At 42.9% G+C, this 22,318-nt stretch carries 22 protein-coding genes; 16 read left to right on the top strand and 6 right to left on the bottom strand.

The window, feature by feature from the left end:
• The first annotated feature begins 20 nt into the window (after nt 1-20).
• The 3 genes from cbiT to D1367_RS30185 all read left to right on the top strand — a co-directional run bounded on the left by cbiT (nt 21) and on the right by D1367_RS30185 (nt 1,918).
• On the top strand, nt 21-623 hold the full coding sequence (gene cbiT, locus D1367_RS21460; RefSeq protein ID WP_118168161.1) for a precorrin-6Y C5,15-methyltransferase subunit CbiT: 603 nt from the start codon (nt 21-23) through the stop codon (nt 621-623).
• A gap of 15 nt (nt 624-638) precedes the next feature.
• Complete coding sequence (locus tag D1367_RS21455; protein WP_118168160.1) at nt 639-1,520, top strand: phosphatidate cytidylyltransferase; 882 nt, start codon at nt 639-641, stop codon at nt 1,518-1,520.
• A gap of 137 nt (nt 1,521-1,657) precedes the next feature.
• Nucleotides 1,658-1,918: a hypothetical protein gene (locus tag D1367_RS30185; protein ID WP_147337388.1), complete on the top strand. Its 261-nt coding sequence runs from the start codon at nt 1,658-1,660 to the stop codon at nt 1,916-1,918.
• Nucleotides 1,919-2,037: 119 nt separating this feature from the next.
• Here the strand turns inward: D1367_RS30185 and D1367_RS21450 are convergent, their stop codons facing one another.
• Nucleotides 2,038-2,754 (bottom strand): LmeA family phospholipid-binding protein, encoded by a 717-nt coding sequence (locus tag D1367_RS21450; protein WP_118168159.1) that lies wholly within the window; start codon nt 2,752-2,754, stop codon nt 2,038-2,040.
• A 133-nt stretch (nt 2,755-2,887) separates the two neighbouring features.
• On the opposite strand from D1367_RS21450, the gene D1367_RS21445 reads away from it, so the two are divergent.
• Together D1367_RS21445 and D1367_RS21440 are read left to right on the top strand one after the other, a co-directional pair.
• Nucleotides 2,888-3,646: a pseudouridine synthase gene (locus tag D1367_RS21445; protein ID WP_118168158.1), complete on the top strand. Its 759-nt coding sequence runs from the start codon at nt 2,888-2,890 to the stop codon at nt 3,644-3,646.
• Nucleotides 3,647-3,675: 29 nt separating this feature from the next.
• A complete protein-coding gene (locus D1367_RS21440) occupies nt 3,676-4,488 on the top strand; it encodes a helix-turn-helix domain-containing protein (RefSeq protein ID WP_118168157.1) in 813 nt (270 codons plus the stop codon).
• Between the two features lie 87 nt (nt 4,489-4,575).
• Here the strand turns inward: D1367_RS21440 and malQ are convergent, their stop codons facing one another.
• Complete coding sequence (gene malQ / locus D1367_RS21435) at nt 4,576-6,084, bottom strand: 4-alpha-glucanotransferase (RefSeq protein WP_118168156.1); 1,509 nt, start codon at nt 6,082-6,084, stop codon at nt 4,576-4,578.
• 180 nt (nt 6,085-6,264) lie between these two features.
• Here malQ and D1367_RS21430 point away from each other — a divergent pair, with 180 nt between their 5' ends.
• The 9 genes from D1367_RS21430 to D1367_RS21390 all read left to right on the top strand — a co-directional run bounded on the left by D1367_RS21430 (nt 6,265) and on the right by D1367_RS21390 (nt 15,681).
• Nucleotides 6,265-6,696 carry an NUDIX domain-containing protein gene (locus D1367_RS21430; protein WP_100898652.1) on the top strand — a complete coding sequence of 144 codons (432 nt, stop codon included), beginning with the start codon at nt 6,265-6,267 and terminating at the stop codon, nt 6,694-6,696.
• 115 nt (nt 6,697-6,811) lie between these two features.
• Nucleotides 6,812-8,119 carry a Rid family detoxifying hydrolase gene (locus D1367_RS21425; RefSeq protein WP_118168155.1) on the top strand — a complete coding sequence of 436 codons (1,308 nt, stop codon included), beginning with the start codon at nt 6,812-6,814 and terminating at the stop codon, nt 8,117-8,119.
• A 152-nt stretch (nt 8,120-8,271) separates the two neighbouring features.
• Entirely contained in the window at nt 8,272-9,246 is a 975-nt protein-coding gene (locus D1367_RS21420; RefSeq protein WP_118168154.1) for a phosphate/phosphite/phosphonate ABC transporter substrate-binding protein, read from the top strand.
• Between the two features lie 156 nt (nt 9,247-9,402).
• The gene (locus tag D1367_RS21415; RefSeq protein ID WP_118168153.1) at nt 9,403-10,137 is read left to right on the top strand and encodes a phosphonate ABC transporter ATP-binding protein; all 735 of its coding nucleotides are present in this window, start codon (nt 9,403-9,405) and stop codon (nt 10,135-10,137) included.
• Between the two features lie 173 nt (nt 10,138-10,310).
• Nucleotides 10,311-11,105: a phosphonate ABC transporter, permease protein PhnE gene (gene phnE / locus D1367_RS21410; protein WP_118168152.1), complete on the top strand. Its 795-nt coding sequence runs from the start codon at nt 10,311-10,313 to the stop codon at nt 11,103-11,105.
• 84 nt (nt 11,106-11,189) lie between these two features.
• The gene (locus tag D1367_RS21405; RefSeq protein ID WP_118168151.1) at nt 11,190-11,663 is read left to right on the top strand and encodes a hypothetical protein; all 474 of its coding nucleotides are present in this window, start codon (nt 11,190-11,192) and stop codon (nt 11,661-11,663) included.
• Between the two features lie 210 nt (nt 11,664-11,873).
• Entirely contained in the window at nt 11,874-12,236 is a 363-nt protein-coding gene (locus tag D1367_RS31095; RefSeq protein WP_181984915.1) for a hypothetical protein, read from the top strand.
• 42 nt (nt 12,237-12,278) lie between these two features.
• Nucleotides 12,279-15,137 carry a pentapeptide repeat-containing protein gene (locus D1367_RS21395; protein WP_118168150.1) on the top strand — a complete coding sequence of 953 codons (2,859 nt, stop codon included), beginning with the start codon at nt 12,279-12,281 and terminating at the stop codon, nt 15,135-15,137.
• Between the two features lie 289 nt (nt 15,138-15,426).
• The gene (locus tag D1367_RS21390) at nt 15,427-15,681 is read left to right on the top strand and encodes a hypothetical protein (RefSeq protein ID WP_118168149.1); all 255 of its coding nucleotides are present in this window, start codon (nt 15,427-15,429) and stop codon (nt 15,679-15,681) included.
• An 80-nt stretch (nt 15,682-15,761) separates the two neighbouring features.
• Here D1367_RS21390 and D1367_RS21385 read toward each other — a convergent pair whose 3' ends face one another.
• The 3 genes from D1367_RS21385 to D1367_RS21375 all read right to left on the bottom strand — a co-directional run bounded on the left by D1367_RS21385 (nt 15,762) and on the right by D1367_RS21375 (nt 17,187).
• Nucleotides 15,762-16,007, bottom strand: coding sequence for a ribbon-helix-helix protein, CopG family (locus tag D1367_RS21385; RefSeq protein WP_118168148.1), 246 nt, complete (start codon nt 16,005-16,007; stop codon nt 15,762-15,764).
• A gap of 208 nt (nt 16,008-16,215) precedes the next feature.
• On the bottom strand, nt 16,216-16,869 hold the full coding sequence (locus D1367_RS21380; protein WP_118168147.1) for a (2Fe-2S) ferredoxin domain-containing protein: 654 nt from the start codon (nt 16,867-16,869) through the stop codon (nt 16,216-16,218).
• A 60-nt stretch (nt 16,870-16,929) separates the two neighbouring features.
• Nucleotides 16,930-17,187, bottom strand: a complete 258-nt coding sequence (locus D1367_RS21375) for an Asr1405/Asl0597 family protein (protein ID WP_118168146.1) — start codon at nt 17,185-17,187, stop codon at nt 16,930-16,932.
• A gap of 443 nt (nt 17,188-17,630) precedes the next feature.
• On the opposite strand from D1367_RS21375, the gene dpsA reads away from it, so the two are divergent.
• Nucleotides 17,631-18,185, top strand: a complete 555-nt coding sequence (gene dpsA, locus D1367_RS21370; RefSeq protein WP_100898647.1) for a DNA starvation/stress protection protein DpsA — start codon at nt 17,631-17,633, stop codon at nt 18,183-18,185.
• Between the two features lie 320 nt (nt 18,186-18,505).
• Here dpsA and D1367_RS31090 read toward each other — a convergent pair whose 3' ends face one another.
• Nucleotides 18,506-18,643 carry a hypothetical protein gene (locus D1367_RS31090; RefSeq protein WP_181984914.1) on the bottom strand — a complete coding sequence of 46 codons (138 nt, stop codon included), beginning with the start codon at nt 18,641-18,643 and terminating at the stop codon, nt 18,506-18,508.
• A 219-nt stretch (nt 18,644-18,862) separates the two neighbouring features.
• On the opposite strand from D1367_RS31090, the gene carB reads away from it, so the two are divergent.
• A complete protein-coding gene (gene carB, locus D1367_RS21365) occupies nt 18,863-22,129 on the top strand; it encodes a carbamoyl-phosphate synthase large subunit (RefSeq protein WP_118168145.1) in 3,267 nt (1,088 codons plus the stop codon).
• Nucleotides 22,130-22,318: the final 189 nt, after the last annotated feature.

Here is a 22,318-nt window from a genome sequence, read left to right as displayed (position 1 = left end):
TAGTATAATTGCGTAATTCTATGCCCTCCCAACTTTGGCCTTATATTACCCCTGGTATTCCCGATGAATTGTTTGAAAATTTGCCAGGAATTCCCCTGAGTCAGCGAGAAGTCCGATTACTGTTAATTGCCCAACTGCGACTAAAATCAGATTCTGTTTTGTGGGATATTGGCGCAGGGACAGGTACAATTCCGGTAGAGGTGGGGCTATTGTGTCCAGACGGAAAGATTATCGCTATAGAAAGGGATGAAGAAGTAGCTAATCTGATCAAGCGGAACTGCGATCGCTTTGATGTGAAAAACGTCGAAGTAATTGAAGGTAGCGCCCCAGAGTGTTTACACGATCTTAAAGTTACACCTCACCGGGTTTGTATCGAGGGAGGACGCCCCATTCAAGAGATTCTGCAAGCAGCATGGCATTATTTGCCCCCATCCGGTCGGGTTGTAGCCACAGCTGCTAATCTAGAAAGTCTGTATGCTATTTCTCAGAGCTTTTCTCTGTTAAGGGCTAGAAATATCGAAGTCGTTCAGTCTGCGGTTAACCGCTTAGAGACGCGTGGCTATTCTCAAACCTTTACCGCCGTTGATCCCATTTTTATCCTCAGTGGTGAGAAACTAGACTAAATCCAAAATACTTCTATGCCTTGGTCTCGGATTATTAGTGGAATTGTTGCGATCGCTCTTGCTCTTTCTGCAACCCTTTTGGGGGGTTGGTACTTTACCATCATCTTTGCGATTATCATCTTTTTGGGTCAACAGGAATATTTTAATTTAGTACGAGCCAGAGGCATCGCTCCCGCCGCTAAAACCACTATGGGTGTCAGCCAAGTTCTGCTGGTAATTTGTACCCTGGATGGCAGTTTAGCTGATGCTGTGATGCCGATAGCTGGCACACTTATTTGTTTTTACCTGCTGTTTCAGCCCAAATTTGCCACGATCGCTGATGTTTCCGCTTCTATTATGGGGCTGTTTTACGTAGGCTATTTGCCGAGTTACTGGGTGCGATTACGGGCAATTGATACTGCTGCTTTTAGCAATCTTCCTTTCGGAGGTTACTGGCCCACAACCTGGACAGATTTCTGGGAAAAGGCAAATTCTGCTTCTTTACCACAAGGTTTTACAGCAACACTGCTGACTTTTTTGTGTATTTGGGCAGCCGATATCGGCGCTTACACTATTGGCAAATTTTTTGGGAAAACCCGTCTGTCTGATATTAGCCCGAAAAAAACTGTAGAAGGTGCTGTCTTTGGCATTACTTCAAGTATTGCTGTAGCCATAGCAGGAGCCTATTATTTGCATTTACCCAGATCCCCCTTCACTGGTTTAGCATTGGGTTTGCTGATTGGCATTGCTAGTCTCTTGGGGGATCTTACCGAGTCTATGCTTAAGCGAGATGCTGGAGTCAAAGATTCTGGGCAGTTAATCCCTGGACACGGTGGTATTTTAGACCGTACTGATAGTTATATTTTCACTGCTCCGTTGGTATATTATTTTGTGACACTATTGTTGCCGTTACTGTAGCGGTTTTGAGTAAGAGTTAAAGTATTGCACTGAACCCGATCCCGCCCAGAACTAAAGTTCCGGGCTAATAGCTAAAGTCCACTTAAGTGGACTAAAATTCTTGTTTAGTCCTCTTGAGAGGACTTGAGCTATTAGCCTTGGAATTTATTCCGAGGCGGGATGGCAACGAAGCGCAGAATTGTGTTTATCCTTCCTTCAATGCAAAACTTGGAATTTATTCCGAGGCGCGATCGCAACCAAGTGCAGAATTGTGCTTATCCTTCCTTCAATGCAAAACTTGGAATTTATTACTAGGCGCGATCGCAACCAAGTGCAGAATTGTGCTTATCCTTCCTTCAATGCAAAACTTGGAATTTATTACTAGGCGCGATCGCAACCAAGGGCAGGATTGTGCTTAATAAGTTGGAATTCTATTCCGAGACGGTATAGAAACGAAGGGGGGATTGTCCCCCTGAGAGCCGCTATATCATTTAAGATAATGTATTAGCATTTTTTAATTTCTAATCATCTCTAATCATCAAGGATTAACATTAATCCGCCCACGACACACTAGCTTGCCTGGGATCAGCGTTAGTTCTTGGATATCGACATCTGAGCCAAGATCCAGATTGTACTCATGATTGTCCTCTAATACATCTCCCTGGTCAGGCTTGATTTTTATATGTGCTAGTTGCAACTCATGCCCATTGAGTAACTGTGAGCTTAGACAAATCTCTAGAGGAGTTGTTTCACTATTGGTTACTCTTATACCTCGCAGTATAATTTGGTTGTGATCAAGGATAATTTCTTGCCAAGTTATTGGTTGTGACTGTGAGCAATGTGTTGGTAAAACTTTAACCAGTAAATCACTCAAAGCAGTCGATAATAAGTTAGATGAGAGAGAAGCATTAAGATCCTTCTCGTCTATGATCAAATCGCCAACTACTGGTACTGTTTCTAACAGCCGTAGCGGTTTTCCCTTGAGTACCGAACCGATATTTATCCGAATATTTTCTGCTATTAATTGAATTTGTGTAATTAGGAGACCTTGATAAATTGCATCAGTAGCAAAAATAGATACCGACGGGATACGCCCAGAGAGAATTTGGCGATCGCTCGCTTTAATCTCCACTTCTAAGTCCGATATTTGGCTGACTTGCGCTCTTAACCAGAGCTTTAGGGCTGTTGTGAGTACCTGCGTAATTATGCGTATTTTATTAGTAGCATCTTTGGTTTGGGAATTTTGCTCTGGCATCTAACCAATCTGTTTATGAGTATTTGCTTAACAACCGAACAGAAATTAAACAAGTCTTAAATGTAACATTTATGCCTACTCGCTACAAAATGCAAATATCATTTAATTGTTAACAGTAAATAAGCAATTCCAGATGGAGGCACGGTTACAAAAAATTCTCGCTCAATGGGGTATCGCCTCACGTCGTGAAGCCGAAGAAATGATTAGGAACTCACGGGTGCAGATCAATGGGGTATTAGCACATTTAGGCCAAAAAGTTGATCCCGAAAAAGATGCGATCGCAATTGATGGTAAGCCTGTATCTAAAAAGCAGCGTCCGGCTTTAATATATTTATTGCTGCACAAACCAGCTGGTGTGGTTTCGACTTGCTACGACCCTCAGCGCCGACCAACAGTCCTGGATCTACTACCGAAAGAATTACGGGAGGGTACAGGTATTCATCCAGTTGGGCGTTTAGATGCAGATTCTACAGGAGCATTAATCCTGACCAATGACGGAAATCTGACATTTGGACTAACCCATCCCCGCCACAGTATTTCCAAGACATATCGTGTTTTGGTAGAAGGACACCCTCCAGAAACAGTACTGAAAATGTGGCGTCAGGGTGTGATATTGGAAGGTAGAAAAACCAGACCAGCTAAGGTACAGCTAATAGAACATCGTGCCGAACAAAGCTTTTTAGAAATAGTGTTGCAGGAGGGCAGAAATCGCCAAATTCGCCGAATAGCTCAACAATTAGGATACCCAGTAATCAAGCTGCATCGGACTGCTATCGGCCCAATTCAATTACAAACTCCAAAAGAACCTTTTTTGTCAGAGGGTAAATATCGTTCCCTCAAAGATCATGAAATTCACTTTTTGCAAGATCAGATAACACAACCTAATTATTGATTCTGTGGAGTTAAGGAGTGTCAGTAGGCATGAAATGGCTAAGAAAGAAGAATAATTTGCAGCCATCAATTTCATTAGAGCAACAACGAGCCGAAAAGTTGGCTGAAATGGGCGCTCAACTTTGGGCATTGCGTCAAGAACAGGGATTATCTCTAGAGCAAATGGTTGCATTAACTAGGATTCCCCGGCGATTATTGCAGGCGATCGAAGAAGGTAATTTAAACGATCTGCCAGAACCAGTCTATATACAGGGTTTAATCAGGCAATTTGCCGACGCACTAGGCTTGAATGGAGTAGAATTTTCTGGCGCTTTTCCGATCAGTTCTGCACAAGTGAACCCTCAAGGTAGGGGGAATAATTCACCCCTCGATCAACTACGTCCGATTCATCTTTACTTTCTTTACATATTGCTAATTGTATGCTCTGTAAATGGCTTATCTCAGTTATTAAATAACGCTGTACTAGAAGCAAGTAATAGTCAAAATCAGCCACACCCAAAACAAAAATCCATTGTTAAACCAGAAATAGCCCAAATAAAAGAGTCAGTGGAGGTTCAATCAGTTAACGATACCCTTAGCGCCGTCCAACAGGGAAAGGCTGTACAAATTGGTGTCACTTTGAAAGCGTCATCTTGGATTCGCGTAGTAGCCGATGGCAAAATCGAGTTTGAGGGTACTCTCCCAGAGGGAACTCACCGGATTTGGAAAGCCCAACAGCAACTCACAGTGAAAACTGATAATGCTGGTGGCGTGTTAATGAGCATCAATCAAGAAAAAGCCAAGGAAATGGGAGAACCGGGGAAAGAGGAAGAAGTTAGAATTGCTGCAAAACCTAAGTTTTGAAATATGGGGAATGGGGAATGGGGAATGGGGAATGGGGCATTGAACATCGGTTATTCTTTCTTCCCCTGCCTCCCCTGCTCCCCTGCCTCACTGTGCTTCCGGGGCGCGTCCATTGAGTCTGGTAAGAACTTTCAAGCGATCGCCTAATTCCTCTCTCAATGCTCCTTCTTGATAGCGCCACTCCCAGTTACCCTCAGCAACACTGGGAAAATTCATCCGCGCTTCGTTTCCTAATCCCAAAACATCTTGCAAGGGAATAATCGCTTGGTTAGCTATGGAACTCAAAGCTAGGCGAATTAAATCCCAGTGGATGCCTTCAGGACTGATAGAACCTAAATAAAGCAACAGGTTTTGCTTTTCGTAGTCGTTGGCTGAATTAAACCAGCCTACAGTTGTGTCATTATCGTGAGTGCCGGTATAAACTACAGCATTTCGCGGGTAATTGAATGGTAAAAATGGATTACCGGGATCGGAACCAAAGGCAAACTGTAAAACCTTCATCCCAGGAAATTCATACTTATCTCGCAGTGCTTCAACCTCTGGTGTAATTACTCCCAAATCTTCCGCCAAGACGGGTAGCTTGCCCAACTTCTCCCTAATCGCTGCAAAAAAAGCGTCTCCAGGTGCTTCGACCCATTTGCCATTCATGGCAGTTTCTTCGCCTTGGGATACTGACCAATAAGCCTCGAAGCCCCGGAAGTGGTCAATGCGAATTATATCTACATAATCCAGCATTGCCTCAAAGCGTTGCACCCACCATTTAAAGTCTTGTTTTTGCAATTCCTCCCAGTTATAAACCGGGTTGCCCCACAATTGACCGGTGGCGCTAAAGTAATCTGGTGGGACTCCTGCCATTTGGGCGGCAACTCCAGTCTCTTCGTCTAAGCAAAAGATGTCAGGATGCGCCCACACGTCAGCACTATCATGAGATACGTAGATGGGGATATCGCCGATAATGTCAATACCGCGCATATTGGCGTAGCTTTTCAGTTCTGACCACTGCCGGAAAAACTTAAATTGGATGAACTTGTAATAAAAAATCTCTCCGTTAAGCCGATCCTGTACCTGAGCTAATGCTTCGGGTTCGCGCTTGACAAATTCTGGCTCCCATGTATGCCAGCTTGCATTTTCGTGGGCATCTTTCAACGCCATAAATAAGGCGTAATTATCTAGCCAATAGGCTTTACTGTCGCAAAAACCTGCAAACTCGTTTTTTTGGATGTCCGTAGCATTCACTTTAAAGTTTTCACAGGCTTTTTTGAGTAGCCCAATCTTAATCGGCACAACCTGGTCAAAGTCTACCTTTTCTACCGGAAATCCTGGTAAATTAGCAAAGTCTTCTTCAGTGAGCAAACCCTCATCTCGCAGTTTTTCTGGGCTAACTAGCAGGGGATTTCCTGCCATTGCTGAGTAGCACATATAAGGGGAATTGCCGTATCCAGTGGGGCCCAAGGGTAGAACTTGCCAATATTGTTGATGGGTTTCTTTAAGAAAATCGATGAAGCGATAGGCTTCTAAGCCTAAATCCCCAACGCCAAATCGGCTGGGAAAGGAGGTAGGATGCAGCAAAATACCACTGGATCTAGGAAAAGGCATATTTAACCTGAATTATGAGAGGGAGCAATTATCTGATGGACACGCTATGCGATCGCATCGAATTTATCACGGAACAGTATTTGCAGGGTAAATCAAGTAAACTCATCTTGTTTGTCATTAGTCCTTTGTCCTTTGTCCTTGGCTAATGACTAATGACTAATGACCAATGACTAATTAACTATGACTTACCGAAATCCTGCACCGACAGTTGATATCATCATTGAACTAGTAGATCGACCTCATCGGCCAATAGTGTTAATTGAAAGACATAATCTACCCTTGGGTTGGGCTATTCCGGGTGGTTTTGTGGATTATGGCGAAGCGGTGGAAGTGGCGGCGCGGCGAGAAGCCCAGGAGGAGACGGGTTTGCAGGTGGAGTTAGTTGAACAATTACTGGTGTATTCTGACCCAAATCGCGATCCGCGTCAGCATACCATTAGCATTGTGTTTTTGGCGACAGCTACGGGGGAACCTGTGGCTGGAGATGATGCTAAGGGTGTAGGCATTTTTGAGTATTGGCGAGTGCCTGGTAATTTATGTTTTGACCACGATCGCATTCTGCGCGATTATTGGCGATATCGGCATTATGGGATACGTCCAAGGTTGGGGTAGAGGGACGAACCGCAGAGGCACAGAGGGCGCAGAGAAAGAGAGAGAGGGAGAGAGGAATACCTGTAACACAAAGTTTTTGTGATTATACTGTGTCAGTGGTATTTAAAGGTGCATTATGGACGCTGAGACACTCTTGGAGAAATACGCCGAAGGACAACGGAATTTTCGTTCAGAAAATTTGAGTGAAGAAAATCTCAAAGGTGCAGACCTCAGTGAAATAGACTTAGACAATGCAAATTTGGCTGGAGCCGATTTAAGTGGGGCAAACCTAACCGGAGCAAGCCTTAAGAGTACGAATTTAACTAAAGCGTCTCTAACAAATACAAAGTTGAATTCGGTGAGTGCTTCTTCAGCAATTTTTGCTTGGACAGACCTTAATGGTGCTGACTTAAGTTGGTCAAATCTAAGTAGCACCAATTTAAATTATGCAAACTTAGAACAGGCAAAACTGACAGGTGTAGACCTAAGTAGCGCAAATTTAATCTATGCAAATTTAGATACAGCAAATTTAAGTGGAGCAAATCTTAGTAGTGCAGACCTGACTGCGGCTTCCTTAGCTGAAGCTAATCTCAGTAAAGCTAATCTAACTAAGGCAGATTTGGGTCAGGCGTACTTAATTGGATCAAACTTAACTCTGGCAAACTTAACTGAGGCAATATTGCAAAGTGCCAAACTCCAAGGAAGTATATTTCATAGAGCATATTTGCACAAAGTTGATCTCTCAGGCATGAATTTAGCTGATATAGATTTCACAGCAGCATCTCTTCAAAGTACAAACTTTAGAAAAGCATTACTCCAAGGAGCAAATTTACAAAAAGTCAATTTGCGATGGGCAAATTTAATCCAAGCAAATTTAGATGGAGCAAATTTGAAAAGGGCTGATTTAACTGGAGCAGATGTCTATGGGGCAACCTTTAAAGATGCTGACCTAACTGGTGCGATAATGCCAGATGGAGAAGTCTACAAACCGATCGCTTCTCAGCTAGAAATCGGTAAACAGGAAACATCGTTAGAGAAAGTAATATCTATGACCCGTAAAGTAATTAATACTGATAACGCACCCGCACCAGTCGGCCCTTATAATCAAGCGATCGCAGCTTCTGGTCAATTTATATTCGTGGCTGGACAAATTGCCATCGATCCCCGCCTTGGTGATGTTGTCTACACTGATGATGTCAAAAAGCAAACCGAGCAGGTATTAGCTAACCTTGAAGCCATCCTCACGGCAGCCGGAGCGACTTTCCAAGATGTCGTAAAAACCACTGTATTTTTAGCTGATATGAATGATTTTGCGGCAGTGAATGCCGTTTATGCTAAATATTTCCCAGAAGATACAGCCCCAGCGCGGGCTTGTGTTCAGGTATCGCGCTTACCTAAAGATGTGTTAGTAGAAATTGATGCGATCGCTGTAATTAGCGGTTAGTAACAATACACTCATAAAAAAAGCCTACAACTCTCCAAACAAACTAGGCTTTATTATTGACTTTTCTTCTTAAAAGCTATAAATCTTTTTTAGGGGTTAATTAAAACTAATTAGCAAATAAACTGAGAAAACTTCCTAATGGAGAGTTGCAAATGAGTGTGATGAAAAAGAGCTTATTGGGTGCTGGCGCGGCATTTGCAGTGCTTACAGGTTTAGTAGCCAGCACAGTAGGGGCTATGCAGGCAACGATCGCCAACCCCACCACTAATCAACAGACACCACGCTTACTTGCCCAAGGGCAGAAAACTTTAACAATAGTTTTTCCCAGTCGTGCTGATTCCACAGACTTGCAAAATAAGGCAAATGCAGTAGGAGCTTTTTTATCCAAAGAGTTAGGAATTCCAGTCGTCGCCCAAGTTGGTGATGATACAGCTGCTGTGGAAGCTTTGAGAGCAAATCGGGCTGATGTCGCTTTTTTAAGTAGCCGTCCGGCTTTGAAAGCAAGACAATTAGCAAATGCCAGCTTGTATCTAGCCGAAGTTCGTTCCACTTATTCTGGAAGATACACCTATAGCTCAACATTTGTTGTCCCTAAGAATAGTCCCCTAAAAACTCAAAATTCAGCTAAAGCAACTTTAGAACAACTGCGGGGCAAGAAAATTGCTTTTACTTCCCCTACTTCTGGCTCTGGGTTTATTATCCCTGTGGCTGAGTTGGTCAAACAAAAATTTGTACCCAACCGCGATCGCTTAGATAGTTTCTTTGGTCAAGTTTCTTACGGCGGTAATTACAGCAAAGCCTTGCAAGCAGTTGTGCGTGGTCAAGCTGATGTGGCTGTTGTGTCAGAATATGCCCTGAATCCACCTTATATCACCGCCGAAGAGAAGAATCAGTTACGGGTTCTGCACAAAATTAATGGTGTACCTGCTCACGGTATTGCTATTGATGATGATGTTCCAGCCCCAACACGGGAAAAAATCATCAACGCCTTACTGAAATTAAATAAGTCGGAAAATAATAAATTGTTAAGCGACTTGTATAATTCCACAGAATTAGTGCGAATTAATCACGATCGTCACCTAGCAGTTATGCGTGACGCTCTGCAAGTTGCTGGCATTGAACCATAATTCAGTTAACAGTTTTGAAGGAGGCAGTGGTTCGGCTTTGCTCACTAACCAGGCAGGTGGTCACTGAGCGTAGTCGAAGTGAGCGTAGTCGAAGTGAGCGTAGTCGAAGTGACCATCTGTCTTTCTTGATAACTGTTAGCAGATAAATAAATTTCTATGAATGATTATGTTATTGAGTGTCATAACCTAGAAACAGCTTATACTCCATCTCTGAATCGTCCCATTCTCAACGGGATTAATTGCCAGATTAAACGCGGTGAATTTGTCGTTTTGCTGGGGCTAAACGGTGCTGGTAAGTCTACATTACTACGATCGCTAGTTGGACTAGTGCCATCAGCCAGAGGAGAATTGCTCGTAAATAATGTTGAGATGAACCCCCGAACACTGCCAAAAATTCGGCGCGATGTTGGCATGTTATTTCAAGGTGGCGGATTGATTCGGCAGTTATCAGCACTGGAAAATGTCTTGTGCGGATGCCTTGGTAAAAGAACAACTTGGCAAACACTGTTGGGATTTTCCAAACGCGATCGCATGTTGGCACTAAATTTATTAGAACAGTTAGGACTCGGAGAGTTAGCTTTTCAGAAAACCAGTCAGTTAAGTGGTGGACAGCAACAACGAGTAGCGATCGCTCGGACTTTAATTCAATCACCGCAAATTCTCTTAGTCGATGAACCCATCACAGGCTTAGATGTTGTAGCATCGCAACAAGTCATGGAAACTCTATCCCAATTGCACACTCAGCAAGGCATGACTATTGTCGCAGTTTTGCACGATTTGGGAATCGCAGAAAAATACGCAGAGCAAGCGATCGTCTTAGATGCTGGACGCGTCGTTTATCAAGGGCTTTGTGACAACTTACAAGCTAAATTTGCTCAAGTTTCCGGTTGAGTGGGATTTGAATTAAACCGCGTCATTTTACCCCACCCTAACCCTCCCCTTGCAAAGGGGAGGGAACAAGATTCGATTCTTTTCCCCCCTTTCCAAGGGGGGATTAAGGGGGGTAATTAATTTGACTAATCGCAAAGACTACGATTCTCAACCTAAATGAGATTTAATACAATATGAGTTACTTTTTTAAGTTAAAACGCTTACGCTTCTACCCTTGGCTGAGTTCTCTACTCATCTTATTAATTGTCATAGTAGTTTATGGTTGGGCTTTGCGAGGACTCAAACTCGATTTTGAACTGCTGCGTTCTAGCTGGCCATACATCACCGATTTTATTACCCGGTTATTTCCTCCCGATTGGAAAGTTTTAGATATTGCAATTAAGGCACTAATTGAAACTGTACAGATGTCTTTATGGGGAACTACCATTGGAGCAATTCTTTCTGTACCGATTGCTATAGCTAGCGCCAGCAATATTGCGCCTGGGTGGTTGCGATCGCTAGCTAATTTGCTGCAAAATACTGTACGTTCTGTCCCCTCAATTATTCTGGGGCTAATTTTTGTTGCCGCCACTGGCTTAGGCGCACCAGCAGGAACTTTAGCCTTGGGAATCTACACCATCGGCTACCTTGCCAAATTTTATCAACAGGCAATTGAAGCGGTTGATCCGCGTTCTCTTGAATCCTTGCAAGTTATCGGAGCCTCCAAGCTACAGATTGCTCAATACGGCATTCTCCCGCAAGTACTACCTCTGGGATTGGGTTACACCTTTTGGATGTTTGAGTACAACATCCGTGCTGCTTCTGTCTTGGGTGTAGTTGGTGCAGGTGGTATTGGCTTTCAGTTAAAAAGTTACATCGACGGGTTCGAGTACACCAAAGCAACAACCATGATGTTAGTGCTTTTGGTTGTAGTCACAGTCATTGATACTTTTAGTAGCCAATTACGTCATCGACTCGATTCTATGTAGTATTTAATTGTTAATTTTAAATTTGAGGCAAACCTATATAACTTTGGGAATACTGAAATTAAGTACCCTAAAGGAGTATTAAAAATGGCAGAAAATCGCATCAGTGCCAGCCTATCCCCAGCAGACAAAGAAGCGGTTATGCAGGCGATCGCTACAATTAGAGAAAAGTTACCGTTTTTGATTGATTTGACTACCGAAGACCGACGCACCATAGTAAAGATGGGAGATAAAAGTCGGGCTTTTGTAAGCAAAGCCTTAGAAGTGGCGACACAGAACCCTAACTTTTTGCCTCGTTCTTTTGATTTGGAAGAGATGCGCCGGGATTTGGAAATATATGAGGACTTGTATCCGGTGCTGTTGTCTCTAACCCAACTGCAAGAACTAGTGGATGATACTTGTATAGCGGCTGGTAGTGAAGCTTATGCAGCAGCATTAGCAATTTATAGCTATGCCAAAGCTAGCGGTGATGTTACAGGTTTAGATGCAGTCATTGATGAGATGGGACGCAGGTTTAGCCGCCGTTCCAAGAAAAAGAAACCCGAAGCCGCGGCCAGCTAAAGCATAAAATAGGCGACCGTCGCAGTTATAAATTTGGGTGGAATACACGTTACTCGTAGAGAAGCGCACCTGTGCTTCCCTACCGTGTTTTCTATCTAAATACCAATTTGAAAAAAGAATGCGACAAATAGACCATTTGTAGAGACGCGATTCATCGCGTCTTTATCCAATGATGTGTTGCAATCATCAATTGAAATAGTATAAAGATTTTTGCAACCCGCGCAGGCGGGTTTTGTTTGTGTAACCGCGATTTCTAATCGCCAACGCATTTTTGAGCCTTTGAGCCTGACAGTTGAGCCTTTGAACCTCAACATTGAGCCTTTGAGCCTGACAGTTGAGCCTTTGAGCCTCAACATTGAGCCTTTTATCCTCAACATTGAGCCTTTTATCCTCAACGTTGAGCCTTTGAGCCTGAAAGTTGAGCCTTTTATCCTCAACGTTGAGCCTTTGAGCCTGAAAGTTGAGCCTTTTATCCTCAACGTTGAGCCTTTCAGCCTGAAATTAGAAATATATCTAGATAAATTGTTAAATTTACTACTGGTTTTCAGAAAAAATCTGATAAAACCTTGTTGAAATATATTAACTCAGTACATCTACCAGCGTCATACAACAGCGATGAGCAATACCTCTGGATTTTCAGTCAGCAAACCTGTTGCATTATGGAATAAACCCATTAACGCTGACTTTAAAGAACTATTCAAATCACTAGGAAAAGGTGTGATAAATGGGGTCTTAGGTCAGTGGGGAGAGGTAGCCAAAGATGCAGTAGAAGCTACAGCAGCACTAGGTTTAGGATCAGCACCAGAGGAAGTTGCTTGGTTACTAATTTATTGTTCTTTGAAAGAAGCAATAGAGAGTTTGGTAAAAGGAAATCAAGAGTTACTGTTTGAAAAACCAAACGAGAGTGATCTTGACCTATTGTGCGATCGCCTCAACGATTCCCTAGAAAGTATAGAATTGCGTATTGACCAAGATTTTTTTAGCCGTCCCAAAGATTTGCCGATTCTGGAAGCGATTAAAACTGCTTTTGCCGACTGGTTAAAATACTTTAGCGTCAATGAAGCCCAGGCAGTAACAATTAGTCATCGTCTTCCTACCTATTTTGTGTATGCCCTACATGAAGAGTGGGCAAAAAATCCCAAAAAATATGCTTGTTTAAAAGAAGAACTGGATACCCCCTTTACTCAAGCCAATGAACGGGAACAGTCATGGCAGCGTTATTTAGCTTGGCTACAAAAACAGGTTGAAGAACCGATGCTTTTAGAAGCCTTTGGTTTAAAACAGGTTTATGTTCCTTTGCACGCCTTCTATAAGCAGAAAGTTGCGGGTGAAAAATCAGAAGAATTTGAACGCCGGGTGAGAGAAGATGAGAAATATCAGCGAATTGTTCTTGACTTAGAAACTGAACTAGAAGCTTGGTTAGAAAAAAGCGATCGTAACGATGCCATTAGAGTGATTAGTGGTGGCCCAGGAAGTGGTAAATCTTCCTTTGCCAAAATCTTTGCAGCTAATCAAGCAGAAAAAGGGAAAATTCCGGTTTTATTTATTCCTTTGCACCATTTTGAACCCTCGGATGATTTAGTTGAGGCAGTTGGTAAGTTTGTCCGAGACGATGGCTTTCTCAGACATAATCCGCTAGATAAAGATAAGGCTGATTCCCGCTTACTGATTATCTTCGATGGTTTAGATGAGCTTGCCATGCAGGGTAAAATTGCCACTGAAATTGCTCAACAATTTGTGCGGGAAGTCCAAAGAAAAGTAGAGCGATTTAATGTGCGTGAAACTTGCTTACAAGTATTAATCGGCGGACGAGAACTGGTAGTGCAAGCAAATAGTAGCGACTTTCGCCAACCACAGCAAATATTGCATATTTTGCCTTATTTTGTTAGTGAAGATGAGAGAAAAAATTACATTGACAATCAAAACTTGTTGCAGCAAGATCAACGTCAGATTTGGTGGCAGAAATACGGCAATGCTAGCGGACGGGGATATGATTGCTTACCAAAAGAGTTAAACCAAGATAACCTGACAGAAATTACTGCCCAACCCTTGCTCAATTACTTGGTAGCATTGAGTTTCGACCAGCAAAATAAATTTCCTACAGACGGCAACCTGAATGCAATTTATGCAAATTTGCTCGCAGCAGTTTATCAGCGCGGTTGGGCTGGTTATCAACATCCGGCTATTCGTGGAATTGAGGAAAAAGACTTTGTTCGCATCCTCGAAGAAATAGCTTTAGCTTCCTGGCATGGAGATGGACGAACAACAACAGTCAGAGAGATTGAAGCCCATTGTGAACACAGTAGTTTAAAGAGTCTTTTAGACAAGTTTCAGGAAAGTGCCAAATTAGGCGTAACTCGTCTTTTGACTGCCTTTTATTTTCGTGAGAGTGGAGTTAAGGAACAGGAAAAAACTTTTGAATTTACTCACAAGAGTTTTGGTGAATATTTGACAGCAAAACGCATCGTGCGAGAAGTTAGGCTCATTGATAAAAAGCTGAAGGATCGCCAGGATGATCCAGATGAGGGATGGGATGAACGCGAGGCTTTAAAAAGGTGGGCAATTCTCTGCGGTGCATCCCATATAGATGAATACCTTTTTAAGTTTGTTGCGGATGAAATGCGTTTACAGAATCCATCGGATGTTAGCAATTGGCAGCAGACATTATGCCATCTGATTGGTTTTATGTTGCGTCATGGAATGCCGATGGAACGCTTAACTCCCAGACCTGATTTTCAAGAAGAAAATAGACAAGCACGAAATGCAGAAGAAGCGTTGTTGGCTGTCTTAAATGCTTGCGCTAGAGTGACAAAGACAGTTTCAAAGATTCAATGGCATACTCCTGAAGCTTTCGGTATCTGGATTTCCCGCTTGCAAGGGCAAAGAAGAGGCGCTGATAATGTACTTATATTGAACTGTCTTAGCTTATTGAACTTATCAGAATGTATTTTGCATCAAAGAGACTTTTATAATGCCAATCTTGAAGGAGCAAATTTATTTAATACACGTCTTGCTTACGCTAATTTCGTCGGAGCCAACTTGAAGGATGTAAATCTTCAAGCAGCATGGCTTGTAGCAGCAAATTTTGAAGACGCGAATCTTGAAGGTACAAATCTTGAAGGCGCAAATCTTGAAGGCGCAAATCTTAAAGGCGCAAATCTTGAAGGCGCAAATCTTCAACAGGGAAATATTGAAGGCGCGAATCTTCAATGGGCGAATCTTCAACGAGCTAATCTTGAAGGGGCGTACCTTCAACGGGCAAATCTTCAACGGGTGAACCTTCAAGGGGCGAATCTTCAACGGGTGAATCTTCAAGGGGCGTATCTTCAACGGGCGAATCTTGTAGGGGCGAATCTTGTAGGGGCGAATCTTGTAGGGGCGAATCTTGAATGGCCAAGACTTAAACCAGCAAATTTTGAGGGCGAAAATTTAGCAGACTTGAATGAGAATTCAGGTTCAGACTCCGATGAATGACTTACAAACATTAAAAATTTGTAGAGTACATTACATTATTAATGCATCATTCTAGATACTTTTGATGCGTTACGCTGCTGCTAATGCACCTCACCAAACCAGGGAACGTAATTGTATAAAAATAATTAAGCGATGCCTGCGGCGGGCTACGCCTACGGTTTTACAACTTTGCTCTCCTAATGGGAGGCTTAGGTGTAGGCTAGCAAATACCGCAGGCATCGCAAGTCAAATCTCTTGATACCCTGAAATAAGAATTGAGAAAAACTAATCCAGTTTTCCGGTAACAACCATGCCAAAGCTGACACTGAGCGATGAACAAGTAATTGAATTAGTCAAGCAGCTACCTCCAGAGAGTAAACGAGTAGTATTATTAGCCCTAGCAAAAGAAGGTGAGCAAGAGCGCGATTCTCGTATGGAGTATGCCCAAACCCAATTACGGAGCTTGTGTGCTGAACGCGGTTTAGATTGGGATAGTATGTCCGAAGATCAACGTGAGTCATTTATAGATGACTTAGTGCATGAGGACAGACAGTGCGATCAATAGTAGTGTTTGATACAAATATTAAGCGATCACTTCTACTACTTTGCCTTTCTTATGACAAATCGTAGGCGATCGCCTTTTTGTTAAGCTGTAGGTAAGCGATCGTAAGATTCCGGTTCAATATCTGGTACTTTAGCTAAAACTGCGTCGTATTTTTCTCGACTGCCTTGCTTTGCTAACTCCCCTAAATAAATTTCAGTTGTGAGTGCAGCGATTTTTTCCGCAACTGCTGTCGCCACAAACTGATCGATAGAAATGCCGTCTTGTTTGGCAAGTTCCTGCAAACTTTTGTACAAAGAGTCAGGAAGCTGGACGCTGAGGTTGCTCATGACATGCGATCGCTAAACCCAATTGCATACAAATATTAAGCGATCGCTTCTACTACTTTGCCTTTCTTATGACAAATCGTAGGCGATCGCTTAATTTGAAACTCTTACAAATACTTGCCTAAAGCCGAATGCCGAGTATTAATGGAACACACTTGATGAAGGCATTATGAAGCTAAATCATTGAAATGTCAAGATTTCGCTAAATTTTTCAGCAAAACTTAGCATTCAATATCGCTGCTTCCCTTAAATTGTCAGGCTGTGCTTCTAAACTCTTGTCACCAAAATGCTTATCCATCAACGCCGGAACCTGTGTAGCTTGAATTCGGCTATGGCGGGTTTTATCTGGCATAACTAAGTTTGGCCCAGCTTTACAATTCTTCATACAACCAGTGCCCTTGATTGTAACTTGGTCTTCTAAACCGCGATCGCTTAAAGCCGCCTCCAACGCCTGACAAACTGCTTTACCACCGCGTTTCATGCAATCAGACTTTTGACAGACCAAAATCGTGGCTTTAGTTTTAGCTGGTTTTACCTTGGCATTATCAATAGATGGGGGTTCTTGCACTGGCGTAGGCGTCTGAATCACCATCTGAGAACGCGCCGCCATCACCCGTTCAGCCTTCAGAGTAACAGTGCCATCTTTCAAATCATGTTTTTTGTAACCAACAACTTGCAGCCAAGTCCCTGGTGGTAAGCGCAAGTCAAAAGCAGCCCGTAAATTTTTAGCGAGTTTAATATAAGACTCACCCTCATGAGTCCCCAGAATTAAGCCTTTAAGCTTATAGCCATCTTTAATAACAAAATCTATAAATCTGCCCTCAAGGCAAAACTCCGATACTTCCATACTGTGAGATGCACCCATTTTTTAACCTCCTTTTAATTAATCCAAGCTGTCAAGCAAGATATTCTCAGTAGCTAAAGATTAGAACTGTTGGTAGCGACTTTTCCAGCAATGCTCAAGAGTCCAAATCTGGTCTTGACGAGAGGCTGTTAATCGCCGGATCACACTCCAAAGTTGAACAACTGTCATAGGAGAGCCAATTTCAACTTGCAATGGCTGGTTAGCCTGACAACTACAGGGAATGTCTAACTCCTTTAGGCGTTGATAGACTTGCCAGCGATCTGCCCAATTCACCTCTACAAGGTGGTTGCTTTCTATTTCTGAACTATATGATTTCAAGAGAATTGCCCTCAAAGTGCAACAAACTTGCAGTAACTACCGCCATTGAACTCTCTGCTTTTTGAAAGTCTGAAGAGTTTAACCTCTTAAAACCAGCATACCTTAAGTGCAAACAATTCTCAGTAATTTTGGAAAAAAAATCAAATTTTTGCAGCCCTCCCATGTTGAAAGGGGGATGTAGAGAGACAAAGAAGAGAAAATTTTATTTTCTCTGCCTGCTGCTATTGGGAAAGATACACATTTAAGCTGATATGTCAATGATAATGAGAATTTTATGCAACTTGATGAGCGTACCATCATCCAGCCGACAATAAACTTGAGATTTTTAGTAAGCAAAAATACAAAATATTGACATGGCGAATTGGCTTGCTCTTATTATTAAAATGTTAATATGTTAAGAATAAGCAGTTAAAATCTATAACTGTTAAAAAGAGAGGAACGCAATGTCTGAAACACAAACTTTGTTACGGAATTTTGGTAATGTATATGACAACCCTGTGTTGTTGGATCACAGCGTAACTGCTCCAGTTACAGAAGGATTCAACGTTGTATTAGCTAGTTTCCAGGCACTATACTTGCAGTACCAAAAGCATCATTTTGTAGTTGAAGGCTCAGAATTTTACTCTCTGCATGAGTTTTTTAACGAAAGTTACAACCAAGTACAAGACCACGTTCATGAAATTGGAGAACGTTTGGATGGACTGGGTGGTGTGCCAGTAGCGACCTTCAGCAAATTAGCAGAATTAACCTGTTTTGAACAAGAATCGGAAGGCGTATATTCCTCTCGCCAAATGGTGGAAAATGACCTCGCTGCGGAACAAGCAATCATTGGCGTAATTCGGCGTCAAGCTGCTCAGGCAGAGAGTTTAGGCGATCGGGGAACACGCTATCTGTACGAAAAGATTTTGTTGAAAACTGAGGAACGTGCATATCATTTGTCTCACTTCCTCGCCAAAGACAGCTTAACCTTAGGGTTTGTTCAAGCTGCTCAAAGCTAAAACTCTCATAATCTAGATTTGTCTACCTAGACTGAAACAAAAAGTTAGCAGCACTAACTCTTAAAATATTATAAAAAATGGCAGAGGATGGTATTCGTATATCTCTCTGCTATTTTTAATCTAAGTAAACATATTTTCATAATATTTAACGTTGCAAATCTTTAGCAATTAGATAGTTCATAAATCTTTTTAGTTAAGAAATTTATTTATAATTAATAAGTTAGATAGGTATATGCCAGAATAAATAACCATCTGTTACCAAATCTAATCAAATTAAATAATAAAGATTCGCAAAAACTTGAAAAGTTTTAGCATCGCAATTAAATAAAATTAGAAATAGAAAATAATAATTGAGCATGGAGATTAAGGCAAGAGACGCGATAAATCGCCGTCTCTACAAAGGACTGACTCTTGTAAAGACGGCGATTTATGGCGTCTTTGGATCTAGGGCGTATCATCAAAAAACCTTATCCGAACCGTATTGCCGTCTGCCCCCCTACTCCCCATTTTGTACAGACGCGATTAATCGCGTCTCTACCCACAGACGCGATTAATCGCGTCTCTACCCACTCCCCTTTGTCATCAAACTTAGAAAACTTAATAATAAAAAGCACGAGAGGGGGTAAAGACCCTTAAAATAATCAGGATTTGTATTCTCGTATTCCAAGGCAACTACTATGCCCCGCCGTGATGACCTCCGGAAGATTCTACTGTTAGGCTCTGGCCCAATTGTGATTGGACAAGCCTGTGAGTTTGACTACTCTGGCACTCAAGCCTGTAAAGCGCTGCGAGAAGAAGGCTATGAAGTGGTTTTGGTCAACTCCAACCCTGCAACAATTATGACCGACCCAGAAACGGCCGATCGCACTTACATTGAGCCGTTAACTCCAGAATTGGTCGAAAAAGTCATTGAAAAAGAACGCCCTGATGCTCTCCTACCAACGATGGGAGGACAAACCGCCCTCAATCTCGCCGTTGCTTTAGCCAAAAATGGGGTGTTGGAAAAGTACGGCGTTGAGTTAATCGGCGCTAAACTACCAGCGATCGAAAAAGCCGAAGATCGAAAACTGTTTGGTGAAGCAATGGCAAGGATTGGGGTAGCTGTGTGTCCCAGCGATACAGCCGAATCTTTGGAAGAAGCCAAAGCTGTTGCCCGCCAGATTGGTACTTATCCCCTAATTATTCGTCCAGCTTTCACGATGGGTGGAAGTGGCGGCGGTATTGCTTACAACCAAGAAGAATTTGAAGAAATGGCACAGGTAGGTATAGATGCCAGCCCCGTTTCGCAAATTCTCATTGACCAGTCTTTACTCGGCTGGAAAGAATATGAACTCGAAGTAATGCGTGATTTGGCAGATAACGTGGTGATTATCTGCTCCATCGAAAACCTTGACCCTATGGGCATCCACACCGGAGACTCAATTACCGTCGCTCCCGCGCAAACCCTCACTGATAAAGAATATCAAAGGCTGCGGGATATGGCAATTAAAATCATCCGCGAGATCGGTGTGGAAACTGGCGGTTCTAATATTCAATTTGCCGTCAATCCGGTTAATGGGGATGTGGTTGTAATTGAGATGAACCCCCGCGTTTCCCGCAGTTCGGCTTTATCTTCCAAAGCCACGGGTTTTCCCATCGCCAAAATGGCCGCAAAATTGGCTGTGGGCTACACCTTGGATGAAATTAAAAATGACATCACCAAGAAAACTCCCGCGTCCTTTGAGCCGACAATTGACTATGTGGTGACAAAAATTCCCCGCTTCGCCTTTGAAAAATTCCCCGGATCTGATCCAGTACTGACAACCCAAATGAAATCTGTCGGGGAAGTAATGGCAATTGGGCGTACATTCAACGAATCCTTCCAAAAGGCGCTGCGATCGCTCGAAACCGGACGCGCTGGTTGGGGTTGCGACAAAGCCGAAAAATTACCCAGTGGTGAACAAATCCGCGCCCAACTGCGGACACCTAACCCCGATCGCATTTTCTCCGTGCGCCATGCCTTGCAACTAGGGATTACTGCTGAGGAAATCTACGAACTGACTGGTATTGATCCGTGGTTCCTAGATAAATTTCAGCAACTACTAGATGTTGAGAAATTTCTGAAGCGGACACCTTTGCAGCAGTTGACAAAAGAGCAACTTTATGAGGTGAAGCGGGACGGATATAGCGATCGCCAAATTGCCTATGCCACCAAAACCACCGAAGATGAAGTTCGCGCCTACCGCAAGTCACTAGGAATTATCCCAGTTTACAAAACCGTAGATACCTGCGCTGCTGAGTTTGAAGCGTTTACTCCCTACTATTATTCTACCTACGAAGAAGAAACAGAGGTTTTACCCGCAACCAAGCCAAAAGTATTGATTTTGGGTGGTGGCCCCAACCGGATTGGACAGGGAATTGAGTTTGATTATTGTTGTTGTCACGCCGCTTATGCTTTGAAGAAAGCGGGGTATGAGACGATTATGGTCAACTCTAACCCAGAGACGGTTTCGACCGACTACGATACCAGCGATCGCCTTTACTTTGAGCCTTTAACAAAAGAAGATGTTCTTAACATTATCGAAACTGAAAATCCAGTCGGGGTAATAATCCAGTTTGGCGGACAAACACCGCTAAAGTTGGCTATTCCTTTACAAGAGTTTCTTAACAATGACACTTCTGGACTCCTTACTAAAATTTGGGGTACATCGCCAGATTCCATCGACATGGCAGAAAACCGGGAGCGGTTTGAAAAGATTCTCCAAGAGTTGAATATTGCCCAACCGCCTAATGGTATTGCGCGGAGTTATGAAGACGCGCTGATTGTCGCCAAACGGATTGGCTATCCGGTGGTGGTGCGTCCCAGCTATGTGTTAGGGGGACGAGCGATGGAAATCGTCTATTCCGATTCTGAGTTGGAACGCTACATGAGCTTTGCGGTACTCATAGAACCAGAACATCCGATTTTGATTGATAAGTTTTTGGAAAATGCGATCGAAGTGGATGTAGATGCGATCGCCGATCATACCGGACGGGTGGTGATTGGTGGCATCATGGAACACATTGAGCAAGCGGGGATTCACTCAGGAGATTCCGCTTGTTCTTTACCTTCAATTTCTCTATCACCAGCAGTTCTCAATCAAATTCGCACATGGACGGTGCAGCTAGCGCAAGCGCTGTCAGTTGTGGGGTTGATGAATATCCAATTTGCCGTTGTCGGCGCAAGCAGTTATTCTCCCCAAGTTTACATTTTAGAAGCCAACCCCCGCGCTTCCCGCACAGTCCCATTTGTTTCTAAAGCAACGGGCATACAGTTGGCAAAACTAGCGTCCTTAATTATGTCGGGTAAAACTTTAGAGGAGCTACATTTTACCGAGGAAGTTATTCCGACACATATTGCTGTAAAAGAAGCAGTATTACCCTTTAATAAATTCCCCGGAACTGATACAATATTGGGCCCAGAAATGAGATCCACTGGTGAGGTGATGGGGATTGACAGCGACTTTGGCCGGGCCTTTGCCAAAGCAGAATTAGGTGCTGGGGAGCGTTTACCGCTAAGTGGAACTGTATTTGTATCAATGAGCGATCGCGATAAAGCTGCTGCCAGTGGTGTGGTGAAAGAGTTTATCGATTTGGGCTTTACAGTGATGGCTACCGTTGGTACACGGCGAGTTCTTCTCGAACAAGGGTTAAATATTCAATTAGTGTTAAAACTCCACGAAGGCCGTCCCCACGTCCTAGATGCAATCAAAAACCAGAAAATCCAACTTATTATCAACACACCTTCAGGAGAAGAAGCCCACACTGATGCTAGGTTAATTCGCCGCACAGCTTTAGCTTACAAAATTCCCATAATTACTACCATCGCGGGCGCGAAAGCTACCGTCGCCGCCATCCGTTCTTTACAAAATACGACTTTGGACGTAAAAACCATTCAAGAGTATTGCCCGATTGCGAGGGAGTAGGGAGTAGGGAGTTAGGAGTTAGGAGTTTGGAATTGGGGAGATGAGGGAGACAAGGAGAATAACCATTCCCCATTCCCCACTCCCCACTCCCCACAAAAATTAAGTAATTGTTATAAGAGAATGACTATAGTTCTCATTAGAGATACTTTAACAAATATGAGGAAAATTATTTGAACCTGAGAATTTCTT

It is taken from the genome of Nostoc sphaeroides (assembly GCF_003443655.1).
Lineage (GTDB): Bacteria > Cyanobacteriota > Cyanobacteriia > Cyanobacteriales > Nostocaceae > Nostoc > Nostoc sphaeroides.
The sequence above is the reverse complement of the archived record's forward strand: the minus strand, read 5'-3'. Positions and strand labels throughout refer to the sequence as shown.

What these genes read in the sequence shown, in the direction of transcription:
- cbiT (WP_118168161.1), top strand. Translation starts at nt 21, where the DNA reads ATGCCCTCCCAACTTTGGCCTTATATTACCCCTGGTATTCCCGATGAA.
- D1367_RS21390 (WP_118168149.1), top strand. Translation starts at nt 15,427, where the DNA reads ATGCCAAAGCTGACACTGAGCGATGAACAAGTAATTGAATTAGTCAAG.
- D1367_RS31090 (WP_181984914.1), bottom strand. Translation starts at nt 18,643, where the DNA reads ATGATACGCCCTAGATCCAAAGACGCCATAAATCGCCGTCTTTACAAG.
- D1367_RS21405 (WP_118168151.1), top strand. Translation starts at nt 11,190, where the DNA reads ATGGCAGAAAATCGCATCAGTGCCAGCCTATCCCCAGCAGACAAAGAA.
- D1367_RS21425 (WP_118168155.1), top strand. Translation starts at nt 6,812, where the DNA reads ATGGACGCTGAGACACTCTTGGAGAAATACGCCGAAGGACAACGGAAT.
- dpsA (WP_100898647.1), top strand. Translation starts at nt 17,631, where the DNA reads ATGTCTGAAACACAAACTTTGTTACGGAATTTTGGTAATGTATATGAC.
- malQ (WP_118168156.1), bottom strand. Translation starts at nt 6,084, where the DNA reads ATGCCTTTTCCTAGATCCAGTGGTATTTTGCTGCATCCTACCTCCTTT.
- D1367_RS21445 (WP_118168158.1), top strand. Translation starts at nt 2,888, where the DNA reads ATGGAGGCACGGTTACAAAAAATTCTCGCTCAATGGGGTATCGCCTCA.
- D1367_RS21420 (WP_118168154.1), top strand. Translation starts at nt 8,272, where the DNA reads ATGAGTGTGATGAAAAAGAGCTTATTGGGTGCTGGCGCGGCATTTGCA.
- D1367_RS21385 (WP_118168148.1), bottom strand. Translation starts at nt 16,007, where the DNA reads ATGAGCAACCTCAGCGTCCAGCTTCCTGACTCTTTGTACAAAAGTTTG.
- D1367_RS21395 (WP_118168150.1), top strand. Translation starts at nt 12,279, where the DNA reads ATGAGCAATACCTCTGGATTTTCAGTCAGCAAACCTGTTGCATTATGG.
- carB (WP_118168145.1), top strand. Translation starts at nt 18,863, where the DNA reads ATGCCCCGCCGTGATGACCTCCGGAAGATTCTACTGTTAGGCTCTGGC.
- D1367_RS21440 (WP_118168157.1), top strand. Translation starts at nt 3,676, where the DNA reads ATGAAATGGCTAAGAAAGAAGAATAATTTGCAGCCATCAATTTCATTA.
- D1367_RS21430 (WP_100898652.1), top strand. Translation starts at nt 6,265, where the DNA reads ATGACTTACCGAAATCCTGCACCGACAGTTGATATCATCATTGAACTA.
- phnE (WP_118168152.1), top strand. Translation starts at nt 10,311, where the DNA reads ATGAGTTACTTTTTTAAGTTAAAACGCTTACGCTTCTACCCTTGGCTG.
- D1367_RS21455 (WP_118168160.1), top strand. Translation starts at nt 639, where the DNA reads ATGCCTTGGTCTCGGATTATTAGTGGAATTGTTGCGATCGCTCTTGCT.
- D1367_RS21415 (WP_118168153.1), top strand. Translation starts at nt 9,403, where the DNA reads ATGAATGATTATGTTATTGAGTGTCATAACCTAGAAACAGCTTATACT.
- D1367_RS21450 (WP_118168159.1), bottom strand. Translation starts at nt 2,754, where the DNA reads ATGCCAGAGCAAAATTCCCAAACCAAAGATGCTACTAATAAAATACGC.
- D1367_RS21380 (WP_118168147.1), bottom strand. Translation starts at nt 16,869, where the DNA reads ATGGGTGCATCTCACAGTATGGAAGTATCGGAGTTTTGCCTTGAGGGC.